At 71.8% G+C, this 11,324-nt stretch carries 11 protein-coding genes; 9 read left to right on the top strand and 2 right to left on the bottom strand.

What is annotated here, in order from left to right; genetic code table 11:
• Positions 1–160: 160 nt before the first annotated feature.
• Positions 161–1,741, top strand: a complete 1,581-nt coding sequence (locus tag ABG085_RS19475; RefSeq protein WP_347977397.1) for a methyltransferase — start codon at positions 161–163, stop codon at positions 1,739–1,741.
• Between the two features lie 135 nt (positions 1,742–1,876).
• A complete protein-coding gene (locus tag ABG085_RS19470; protein ID WP_347977396.1) occupies positions 1,877–3,304 on the top strand; it encodes a CCA tRNA nucleotidyltransferase in 1,428 nt (475 codons plus the stop codon).
• A gap of 81 nt (positions 3,305–3,385) precedes the next feature.
• Here ABG085_RS19470 and ABG085_RS19465 read toward each other — a convergent pair whose 3' ends face one another.
• Together ABG085_RS19465 and ABG085_RS19460 are read right to left on the bottom strand one after the other, a co-directional pair.
• Positions 3,386–3,982 (bottom strand): hypothetical protein, encoded by a 597-nt coding sequence (locus tag ABG085_RS19465; protein WP_347977395.1) that lies wholly within the window; start codon positions 3,980–3,982, stop codon positions 3,386–3,388.
• Positions 3,983–4,005: 23 nt separating this feature from the next.
• On the bottom strand, positions 4,006–4,446 hold the full coding sequence (locus ABG085_RS19460) for a helix-turn-helix domain-containing protein (protein WP_347977394.1): 441 nt from the start codon (positions 4,444–4,446) through the stop codon (positions 4,006–4,008).
• 151 nt (positions 4,447–4,597) lie between these two features.
• Between ABG085_RS19460 and ABG085_RS19455 the strand changes: the two genes are divergently transcribed.
• From ABG085_RS19455 to ABG085_RS19425, 7 genes are all read left to right on the top strand, one after another.
• Positions 4,598–5,800, top strand: a complete 1,203-nt coding sequence (locus ABG085_RS19455) for a globin domain-containing protein (RefSeq protein ID WP_347977393.1) — start codon at positions 4,598–4,600, stop codon at positions 5,798–5,800.
• A 14-nt stretch (positions 5,801–5,814) separates the two neighbouring features.
• Entirely contained in the window at positions 5,815–6,675 is an 861-nt protein-coding gene (locus tag ABG085_RS19450; RefSeq protein WP_347977392.1) for a hypothetical protein, read from the top strand.
• 51 nt (positions 6,676–6,726) lie between these two features.
• Positions 6,727–7,101: a group 1 truncated hemoglobin gene (locus tag ABG085_RS19445; RefSeq protein ID WP_347977391.1), complete on the top strand. Its 375-nt coding sequence runs from the start codon at positions 6,727–6,729 to the stop codon at positions 7,099–7,101.
• 90 nt (positions 7,102–7,191) lie between these two features.
• Positions 7,192–8,571, top strand: a complete 1,380-nt coding sequence (locus tag ABG085_RS19440; RefSeq protein WP_347977390.1) for a transcriptional regulator — start codon at positions 7,192–7,194, stop codon at positions 8,569–8,571.
• Between the two features lie 66 nt (positions 8,572–8,637).
• Entirely contained in the window at positions 8,638–9,054 is a 417-nt protein-coding gene (locus ABG085_RS19435; RefSeq protein ID WP_347977389.1) for a VOC family protein, read from the top strand.
• Between the two features lie 103 nt (positions 9,055–9,157).
• Entirely contained in the window at positions 9,158–10,708 is a 1,551-nt protein-coding gene (locus ABG085_RS19430) for an aldehyde dehydrogenase family protein (RefSeq protein ID WP_347977388.1), read from the top strand.
• Positions 10,709–10,907: 199 nt separating this feature from the next.
• Complete coding sequence (locus tag ABG085_RS19425; RefSeq protein WP_347977387.1) at positions 10,908–11,315, top strand: DUF779 domain-containing protein; 408 nt, start codon at positions 10,908–10,910, stop codon at positions 11,313–11,315.
• The last annotated feature ends 9 nt before the right edge of the window (positions 11,316–11,324 follow it).

Here is an 11,324-nt window from a genome sequence, read left to right as displayed (position 1 = left end):
ATCATCCTGTCGGGGGGTTCGCTCCTGTGCGATGGCCTGACCGCACGATCGAGTGCGATTCTACGGTCCGCGCCTCCGAGCCCGCCCGACGCCGCCCCGTGCGCGTCCTCCGAGACCCCCGTCGACGACGCGCGCCGGCGCGGCGCGGTTGAATGGTCCCGTGCTCCCTGAACCGGATTCCGCCCTGTGCCGCGACCTCGCCGACGACCTCCGCGACGCCGGCTTCACCGCCGAGGCGCTGCGCGACGCGTGGGGTCCGGCTGCCGACGACGCCATCGCGCGCGGGCTGCGAACGCCGGCCGCCCGCGCCCTCGGCGACCGCGGCGACGCCCTCGCCGTGCTGGGCAGGCTTCTCGTGCTCGGGATGCCGCAGGCCGCGGCATCCGTTGATGACGCGCTCGTCCGCGCCGGCGCGGAGGGGCTCGCGCGCCTCGGCCTGGCGACCGTCGCCGAGGACCGTGCCGCGGCCGGCGACGGCAGCGCCGCAGACGGCAGCAGGGCGGGTGCCGGGGCGACCGTGCGGCCGCTCGCGGTGGTGCGCCCGCAGTCGTACGCGGATGCGTTCGGAACCGGACAATGGTGGATTGCGAGCGACCTCGACGAGGCCGCGCTCGGCGGACCGCTGCCCGAGGACCACGTGCTCGGCGTCGGCGGCGCGTCGCTGACACTCGCCGGACTGCAGTTACCGACCCCCGCGCGTCGCGGGCTGGACATCGGCGCCGGGTGCGGCATCCAGGCGCTCCGTGCCCGCGCGCAGGTGGACCACGTCGTCGCGACCGACATCTCGTCGCGCGCCCTCGCCTTCACCCGGCTGAACGCGCTGCTCAACGGCATCGACGGCATCGAGGTGCGGCTCGGAAGCCTCTTCGAACCGGTCGCCGGCGAGCAATTCGACCGGATCGTGTCGAACCCGCCGTTCGTGATCACGCCGCGCGTCGCGGATGTGCCGGCCTACGAGTACCGCGACGGCGGCATGGTCGGCGACGACGTCGTGGCGGCGTTCGTCATGGGCGTCGGCGCGCACCTGGCCCCCGGCGGAACCGCCCAGCTGCTCGGCAACTGGGAGACCCGCGACGGCGTCCCCGGGTTGGACCGCGTGCGGGACTGGGTCGCGTCGTCTCCGGTGCCGCTGGACGCCTGGGTGGTGGAGCGCGAGAGCCTCGACCCGCTGTCGTACGCCGAGCTCTGGGTGCGCGACGGCGGCACGCTGGCGGGCGGGCCCGGCTTCGCGCGGCTGGTCGACGCGTGGCTCGACGACTTCGGCGCGCGCGGGGTGACCGAGGTCGGATTCGGCTACCTGCTGCTTCGGCGCCCCGCATCCGGTGCTCCGACCCTCTCGCGGTACGAGACACTGCACACGGCGCTCGCCGGCGACAGCATCGGCGCCCATCTGGCGGCGGCCCTCGACGCCCACGACCGCCTGGCGAGGCTCGATGACGCGGGGCTCGCGGCATCCGTCTTCCATGTCGCCCCCGACGTCACCGAAGCTCGGCACCACCTGCCCGGGGCAGAGGACCCGACCGTGATCGAGCTGCGACAGGGCGGCGGGTTCGGGCGTGCGCTGAGCGTCGATCCGGGCCTCGCGGCGCTCGTCGGCGCATGCGACGGCGATCTGTCGATCGGTGCGCTCGTCGATGCGATCGCCGAGCTGCTGGAGGTCGACCCCGCGGCGCTGCGCGCCGATCTTCTCCCCCGCGTCCGCGAGCTGGCTTTCACCGGATTCCTGCGGCTCGCGGGGTGACGTGCGCCCGCTCCCACCGGTCGTTGAGCGAGCGAGGAACGAGCGAGACGAAACGCGCATCCGGGCGCGGTGAGCTGGCTCGAGGCGTTTCGTCTCGCTTCGCTCGCTCAACGACCGGGCCTTAGGCTGGAGCCCATGCTCAACATGGCCGAGGGCGTCGCGCGCCTCGGCGCGCTCGCCGAGTCCCCCGTCGTCGCCACGCTCGCGCGGACCTTCTCCGACGCCGGCTTCGACCTCGCGATCGTGGGCGGGCCCGTCCGCGACGCGCTGCTCGGCCGCCGCACGAACGACCTCGACTTCACGACCGATGCCCGCCCCGACGACATCCTGAAGATCGTGAAGCCCATCTCCTCGGCGCAGTGGGACATCGGCCGGGCGTTCGGTACCATCGGCGCCCGCGTCCGCGGCGAGCAGGTCGAGATCACGACGTACCGCGCCGACAGCTACGACGGCGTGACCCGCAAGCCGACGGTCGAGTTCGGCGACACCATCGAGGGCGACCTCGCGCGCCGCGACTTCACCGTGAACGCCATGGCGCTGCGGGTGCCGGGGCAGACCCTGGTCGACCCGACCGGCGGCCTCGAAGACCTGGTGCACGGCATCCTCCGCACTCCTGCCGACCCCGCGGTCAGCTTCGGCGACGACCCGCTGCGCATGCTGCGGGCCGCGCGCTTCGCGTCGCAGCTCGGCTTCGCCGTCGACCCTGCCACCGAGGCCGCGATGGCGGAGCTGCGCCAGACCCTCGAGATCGTGAGCCCCGAGCGCATCCAGGCCGAGCTCGTGAAGCTGCTGGCCACCGACGACCCGGTGCGCGGCATCCGTCTGCTCGTCGAGACCGGGCTGATCGGCGAGTTCCTCCCCGAGATCCCGGCGCTGCAGCTCGAGGTCGACGAGCACCACCACCACAAGGACGTCTACGAGCACTCGCTCACCGTGCTGCGCCAGGCGATCGATCTCGAGAAGACGCGCAATCCGGATGCCGCCCCCGACGTGCCGCTGCGGCTCGCGGCGCTGCTGCACGACATCGGCAAACCAGCGACGCGGCGGCTCGAGCCGGGCGGCGGCGTGACGTTCTACCACCACGACATCAAGGGCGCACGCCTCGCCCGCAAGCGCCTGCAGGAGCTGCGCTTCGACTCCGCCACCATCGCGACCGTGACCCGGCTGATCGAGCTGCACCTGCGCTTCTTCGGGTACTCCGAGGGGGCGTGGACCGACTCGGCGGTGCGCCGCTACGTGCGGGATGCCGATGCGGAGCTCGATCGCCTCCACATCCTCACCCGCGCCGACGTGACGACCCGCAACGTCAAGAAGGCCACGCGCCTCGCCCGCGCCTACGACGACATCGAACGCCGCATCACCGAGCTCGCCGCGCAGGAAGAGCTCGAGGCCATGCGTCCCGAGCTCGACGGCAACCGCATCCAGCAGGTGCTCGGCATCCCGCCGGGCCGCGAGGTCGGCGAGGCGTACCGCTTCCTGCTCGACCTGCGCCTGGACGAAGGAGTGATCGGGCCGGATGCCGCGGAGCAGCGCCTGCGGGAATGGTGGGCCACGCGGGCCTGAGCCGCACCGCGGGAATCGCGAAAGGGTATATTTCTGCGCGCGGAAATATACCCTTTCGCGATTCCGGGACGGGAGCGAGGGTCAGCGGGCGGTCGCTCGCAGGTGAGAGGCCACGCGCTCGGCGAAGGCCGGGCACCCGGCGGCGAAGAGCGCATCGGCAAGCGGCTCGTTGGCGCGCTGGCGCGCTCCCTCGGGCTCGTTGGCGCGCTGGCGCGCTACCTCGCGCACGGCGGCGCGCTGGCGCGCTACCTCGCGCACGGCGGCGGGGGCGGCGTCGTCCGTGAGGCAGAGGAACTCGTCGGGCGTGCAGATCTCGAACGGCAGCCGGTCCTCGTCCTCGCCTGTGCGGGCGCTCACCGAGAGCAGCACGTGCGCGCCGCTGGCGAGGGCATCCATGACGGCGGAGTCACCGGCCCGGCCGCCGACGCCGGGCTCGGCATCCGTGCCGGCGCCGTCCACGACCTCGTCGAGACTGGCGGTGAGAAGAGCCAGACGCCGCGGGGCCGCCGCCTCCCGCACGGCCGGGTCCCCGCTCCGCCACAGACGCACGGCATCGGCCATGACGGCCCGCGACGAATGCAACTGGAACGCGTCGGTCTCGTCGCGCAGCAGCCCCAGCCACTCGTACGGGGTGCGCGAGGCGAGGACGTCGGCGTCGACGAACACACGGTGCGGCACCAGGTCAGGCTACCCGGCGCCGGTTATCGATCCGCTCCGAATTCGTCATCGAGCGCGCTCAGCGCCTCGAGGGCCGCGCGTCGATCCTGTGCACGCCTCTTTCTCAGCGCGAGCACGTCGCCGGTGCGCAGGCGCGTGTGGGTTCCGACCTGGCGGGAGGGCAGCTCGCCGCTGCGCACCAGCTTCATCAGCGTGGGCCGTGAGACGCCGACGAGCTCTGCCGCGACGGTGGTGGTCAGCTCCTCCGGCAGCGCGGTGACGGCGAAGTGCCCGCGAGCCAGTCCGCGGAGCACCTGGATCAGGAAGGAGCTCACGTCGGGCGGCACCGACACCGGCTCGCCGTCGTCGCCGGCGAGACTGAACGCGCGGGCGCCGCGGTCCTGCGCACGCCGCACCAGTTCGGCGGCCTGCTCGCGCAGCTCCTCCTCGACGAAAACTGTCCCGTTCGTCAACACCACGGTCATAAGGCCCCCCGACCCGTGACGCGCCGTCAGATCGGGCGCTGTTCGCCGCCATGATATCCGGTTGCACTTGCAGGTGCGTGCTTTGCAGATATATGTGGAACGCGCTAGCGTCGGCCGATATCGACGGACCGATGGATGGGACACGACACTGGTGGATGCGGTAGCGCTCAAGCGGACCTGGGCTCAGGTCGCGGCTCACGGGGACGCGGTACCCGGATACTTCTATGCGCACCTCTTCCTCGCCCACCCTGAGACGCGCGATCTGTTCCCGGTCGCGATGGCGGCCCAGCGCGACCGGCTCGTCAAGGCGCTCGGCCACATGGTCAGCAACGTCGACCGCGTCGGCGACGTCGTCGCCTATATAGAGGACCTCGGCCGTGACCACCGCAAGTTCGGCACCATCGCCGGTCACTATCCGGCCGTCGGAGCTTCGCTGCTCGCGACGCTCAAGCACTTCCTCGGCGCTGCCTGGACCCCCGAGCTCGCCGCCGACTGGGCCGAGGCCTACGGCCTGATCGCGACCACCATGATCACGGCGGCCGAGGCGGTCGAGTCCGAGCCCGCCACCTGGTCGGGCGAGGTGGTCGCGACGGAGCGGCGGGGGATGGATGTCGGGACCGTCACGATCCGGCCCGACAACAGGTACCGGTTCCAGGCCGGTCAGTCGCTCGCGGTGGAGATTCCGCAGCGTCCGCGGCAGTGGCGCTATCTCTCGCCGACGCACGCACCGCGGGCCGACGGCACGATGACCTTCCACGTCCAGCTCGTCGCCGGCGGTCAGGTGAGCGGAGCGCTGCTGCGCGACGTGAAGCCAGGCGACCGGGTGCGGCTCGGTCCGCCCATCGGCGAGCTGCTGACCCTGCGCTTCGACAGCGAATGGCCCGACTTGCTGCTGATCGCGGGTGGGACGGGCCTGGCCCCGCTGCTCGCGGTGCTCGACCAGGTCGCCGGGCGCCACGCCGCACGAGGGAACGGGCCCCGTGTCGCGCTGTACCACGGCGCGCGGCATCCGTGGGGGTTCTATGCGAAGCCGGAACTCGAGCGCTACGCCGACGCCTCGTGGCTGACCGTCACCTACGCGGTGTCGGACGACCCGTCGTTCCCGGGACGCCAGGGACTGATCGGCGACATCGCGGCCGCAGACGGTCCATGGGACGACCGCCTGGCGATGGTCTGCGGCTCACCGCGCATGGTGGATCACACCACGGCCGTCCTGCGCCAGGCAGGGTTCGACGAGCACAGCATCCGCAGCGAGAAGTACGAAGACCCGTTCACCCAGCAACCCCGCACGATCGGCGATCCGGCAGCCTCCCCCGAACTCGTTCAGCCGGGCATCGCACGGGGAATCCAGTAGAGGGCAGAAGCGAAATGACCGCGACCGAATCCGTATCCATCACACCGGAGCTGCTCCGCGGAGTGTCCTTCGCGGAGGAGCGCCACGGCTACGCCCGCGCCGAGGTTCAGACGCTGCTGGCCGCCGCCGCCGACGCCCTCGAAGTCGCCTGGCGCGACAACGAGGCGCTGACCGCCAGCGGCGTGACCACCGAAGAGGGCGAGATCTCGAGCCGCGCGGTGCTGCTCCTCAGCAGTGCCCAGCGCATCGCCGACGACGCCGTCGCCGAGGCCGAGTCGTACGCCAAAGACCTCATCGAGACCGCTCGCAAGCAGTACCGCGAGATCATCGAGCGGGCACAGCACGTCGCCCACTCGATCGAGAAGCAGGCAGCGGCCCACCCCGGTGCGGCCGCCGAGGCCGCCGCCGCGCAGCCCGGGCAGGTTGCCGAGGTCGCCGCTGCGCAGCCCGAGGCCGCCGTCGTGCAGCCCGAACCGGTATCGACACGCGCCGCCGGCGTCCGGCCGGCGGAGCACTGGGCCGACACGTCTCCCTCGTTCGCGTTCGCGACCGACGATCTCGCGGCCGCCGGGCCGGCATCGCCGGCCGACGTCGTGCGCGCCCGCCAGTTCGCCCGGATGGCCACCGCCCAGGTGCACTCGCTCCTCGAGTCGATCGAACGCGAGCTCGGCCGACTCGGCGCGACCCCCGCGCAGACATCGCCGCAGGCCCCCGCACAGCCTCCCGCCGCGCCGGCGCAGGCCCCCGCGCTGCCGCCCACTCCGCCGATCCCCGCCCCGCCGGCATCCGCCGCACAGGCGTCGCAGGAGCAGCTCGCCGCCGAGGAGCAGCCCTCGAACGAGCGCTCGTGGCGCCGGAGCAGCGCCGGGCGCTGACATCTCCCCGCCGACACCAGCCATCCGCACCCTCACGATCGGAGCATCCGCATGACCGACACCACCGAAGCGACCCTCTACCAGCGGCTCGGCGAAGGCGACGGCATCGCCGCCGTCGTCGACAACATGTACCGGCTGATCCTGGGCGACGAGACCCTCGCCCCGTACTTCGCCGGCACCCGCATGGTCGACCAGAAGCGCCACATGGCGCTCTTCCTCGCTGCCGCCGCCGGCGGCCCCGACGGCTACAAGGGCCTCGACATGAAGGCGGCCCACGCCGGCCGCGGCATCACCGACGCCGACTTCGATCGCGTCATCGGCCACGCGGCCACGGCGCTCGCCGACGCCGGTGTCGACGAAGCCACGATCGGTCAGGTCGCGGGCGCCCTGATGCCGCTGCGCACCGAGGTCACCACGGCGGGCTGAGGGAGCCCGGCTCGATCGCCGCCGCCGTCGGGGCGACCCGGCGCCGTCCTACACTGGACGCACGCTCCACCGACGTCGATCGGAGCCGCCGTGTCATCACCCTGGTCGCAGCGCCGCGAGGTGTCGCCCGAGACATCCCGTCTGCTGATCGAGCGCGCGCACGAAGAGCTGGTGGCGGGCAACGCCGCCGACCACCGTCTCGGCGACGTCCGGAGCCTCGTCCGAGAGTCCTGGCGGCGTTCGCTCGACAGCCTCGTCGGCGCCGAAGCGCTGCCACCCCTCGACCTCACCGCTGAGGAGCTCGAGGCGTATCGCCGCGCGCACCCGCTCGCGGGCGTGATCGACATGGTGCGCGGGCTGCTGCTGCCGGGCGAGGCCTCCGAATCCGGCGTCGTCGTCGCGGTCGGCGATGCGGCCGGCCGGCTGCTGTGGGTCGAGGGCGACCGCAACGTGCGCCGCCTCACGGGCGACATGGGGTTCGTCGAGGGCGCGAACTGGTCGGAAGACGCCGTCGGCACCGCCGCCCCGGGCACGGCGCTCGCGCTCGATCGATCGGTGCAGATCGCCGGCGCGGAGCACTTCAACCGTCTCGTTCAGCCGTGGTCGTGCAGCGCCGCACCGGTGCACGATCCCGAGACCCGCCGCATCCTCGGCGTCATCGATGTGACCGGCGGCCTCGAGGCCGTGACGCCGCAGGCGCAGCTGCTGGTGGATGCCACCGCCCGGGCGATCGAGGGAGAGCTGCTGGTCGCGCGGCTTCGCGCCCGCGCCGCCCACGGGAACGCCGCGGGGCCAGCGGAGACCCGCCGCCGTCGTCCACCCACGCGGCGCGCCGAACCCACCCGGGCGACGCTCCGGGTGCTCGGGCGTGACCGTGCGCTGCTGGAAGTCGCCGGCGACGGCGTCGAGACGGTGTGCGAGCTCGGTCCGCGCCACGCGGAGCTGCTGCTCATGCTCGCCGTGCATCGCCAGGGCCTGTCGGCCGAGCGGCTGGGGGATCTCGTATACGGCGAGCCCGTCGAGCCTGCCCGCGCGGCGGCCGGTGCGACGTCCGTCACGCTTCGCGCCGAGATGGTGCGTCTGCGCCGGGCGCTCGCGGCCTCCGCCCCCGCGCTCGTGCCCGAGTCGCGGCCCTACCGGCTCGGCGTCGAGATCGAGACCGATGCGCACCAGGTGCTGTCGCTCCTCGACCGCGGCGCTCATCGTGTCGCCCTCGCCGCTTACCGCGGCGATGTGCTGCCGGACTCCGTCGCCCCCGGGGTGGAGGAGTTCCGTGACACCGTCCGCGTGGCGCTCCGCGAGGCGCTCCTGGCCGAGGCATCCGTCGACGTCCTGCTCGCGTTCGCCGAGACGGATGCCGGCGCCCACGACGTCGAGCTGCTGCGGCTCTGCCTCTCGATGCTGCCCGCTCGCTCGCCGCGCCGAGCCGGCCTCGTGGCGCGGATCGAGAAGTGCGAAGCCGCACCCTGATCGCGGACCGTATGTGTCCGCATCCTGCGGGAAGGTGGTTCCACGACAGAGAGAGAGGAACCTCACATGCTCCGCGGATTCGCCACCATCAGCTACTACGCCGCCGACCTCGACGCGGCCTCGCGCTGGTACGCCGAGGTGCTCGGCATCGAGCCCTACTTCGTCACTCCCGCCTACATCGAGTTCCGCGTCGGGGACTACGAGCACGAGCTCGGCATCATCGATGCGCAGTACCGTCCGCCGATGCCCGACGGGCCGGCCGGCGCGGTCATGCAGTGGGCGGTCGACGACGTGCACGCCGGCCTGGCGCGCCTGCTCGAGCTCGGGGCGACCGAATATCAGCCGGTGATCGAGCGAGGCCACGGCTTCAACACCGCGGCCGTGGTCGACCCATTCGGCAACATCCTCGGCATCATGGAGAACCCGCATTACCTCGAGATCGTCGAGCGGGACCGCGCTCGCCGCGCGCCAACGGCCGAGTAGCCCGGCCCCGTCTCACGCGGCCGCAACGTTCTGCAACCTCCTGCGGTCTACTTTCGACCCATCGCGACGACGACCGTCGCGGAACGCGTCGAAGGAGACCAGCATGACCATCGTCGAAGAGGGTGTCTCGAGCATCTACGCCGCCCCCGGGCAGCGCGGCTCGATCGCCGATTACCGCCCCCGCTACGGCCACTACATCGGCGGCGAGTTCGTCGAGCCGATCAAGGGCCAGTACTTCGAGAACATCAGCCCCGTCACCGGCAAGCCCTTCACCGAGGTGGGCCGCGGCACGGCGGAAGACATCGACCGCGCGGTGGATGTCGCGTGGAAGGCGTTCGCGTCCTGGAAGCGCACCACGCCGTCCGAGCGCTCGGTCATCCTCAACAGGATCGCCGATCGCATCGAGGAGAACCTCGAGAAGATCGCCGTCGCCGAGACGTGGGAGAACGGCAAGCCCGTCCGCGAGACCCTGGCCGCCGACATCCCGCTCGCCGTCGACCACTTCCGGTACTTCGCCGGCGTGCTGCGCGGTCAGGAGGGCTCGCTCAGCCAGATCGACGAGGACACCGTGGCGTACCACTTCCACGAGCCGCTCGGGGTGGTCGGGCAGATCATCCCGTGGAACTTCCCGATCCTCATGGCCACGTGGAAGCTCGCCCCGGCGCTCGCCGCCGGCAACTGCGTCGTGCTGAAGCCGGCCGAGCAGACGCCGGCCTCGATCCTGTTCCTCTTCGAGCTCATCGGCGACCTGCTGCCGGCCGGTGTCGTGAACATCGTCAACGGGTTCGGCATCGAGGCGGGCGCGCCGCTGGCGCAGCACAAGCGCATCCGCAAGGTGGCGTTCACCGGCGAGACGACCACGGGCCGGCTCATCATGCAGTACGCGTCGCAGAACCTCATCCCAGTGACCCTCGAGCTCGGGGGCAAGAGCGCGAACGTGTTCTTCGAGGACGTCGCCCGCGACCCCGGCGACGCGTACTACGACAAGGCCCTCGAAGGCTTCACGCTTTTCGCGCTCAACCAGGGCGAGGTGTGCACCTGCCCGTCGCGCGCGCTCATCCAGCGCTCGATCTACGACCGGTTCCTCGGCGACGGGCTCGACCGCGTCGCCAAGATCGTGCAGGGCAACCCGCTCGACCCGGCGACCATGATCGGCGCGCAGGCCTCGAACGACCAGCTCGAGAAGATCCTGTCGTACATCGAGATCGGCAAGGCCGGCGGCGCCAAGCTGCTCGCCGGCGGTGAGCGCGTCGACCTCGGCGGCGACCTGTCGGGCGGCTACTACGTCGCGCCGACGGTGTTCGAGGGCTCGAACGACATGCGCATCTTCCAGGAGGAGATCTTCGGTCCCGTCGTCTCGGTGACCTCGTTCGACGACTTCGACGACGCCATCTCGATCGCCAACGACACGCTGTACGGCCTCGGCGCCGGTGTCTGGAGCCGCTCGGGCGACACCGCGTACCGCGCCGGGCGTGCCATCGAGGCCGGTCGCGTCTGGACGAACACCTACCACCAGTACCCCGCGCACGCGGCGTTCGGCGGCTACAAGCAGTCCGGCATCGGCCGCGAGAACCACCTCAAGATGCTCGACCACTACCAGCAGACGAAGAACCTGCTCGTGTCGTACGCCGACGGCGCCATGGGCTTCTTCTAGGCCGGCCTCCCCAGCCGTCGCGTCCCGGGGGGGGGCCGGCGCGACGGCGTCCCCGACCCGGGTGGAGCGAGTCGCCGGCCGCTCCGCCCGGGTCACCCATGTCCCACTTCCCGCTCCTGATGTCCCGAAATCGGTCGGCAGCACCCTTCGGAGCGGCCGAAATCGGGACACGCATATATAGAGAGGCGAGGCGAACGCAATGGCCCAGGCCCGCACCCACTCGCGCGTGGCGGTGACGGATGCCGCGGCATCCCTCCTGCGACGGCTCACCGCCGAGCACGGCCCGCTGATGTTCCACCAGTCGGGCGGGTGCTGCGACGGCAGCGCGCCGATGTGCTTCCCTGTCGGCATGTTCCAGACCGGGCCGTCGGACGTGCGGCTCGGCGAGCTGGATGTCGGCCTGGCGGAGCCGATCGAGGTCTTCATCTCGGAGGCCCAGTTCGAGTACTGGAAGTACACGCACCTCACCATCGACGTCGTGCCCGGCCGCGGCGCGGGATTCAGCGTCGAGGCGCCGACCGGCAGCCGCTTCATCATCCGCTCGCGCATGCTGACGGATGCCGAGCTCGACCACTTCGGAATGGGGCCGCACGTCGCCGCAGGGTGACGTGCGGCC

The organism is Microbacterium sp. ProA8 (assembly GCF_039905635.1).
Classification (GTDB): Bacteria; Actinomycetota; Actinomycetes; order Actinomycetales; family Microbacteriaceae; genus Microbacterium; species Microbacterium chionoecetis.
Note: the sequence above shows the minus strand (reverse complement) of the source record. Positions and strands in the feature narration are given on the sequence as shown.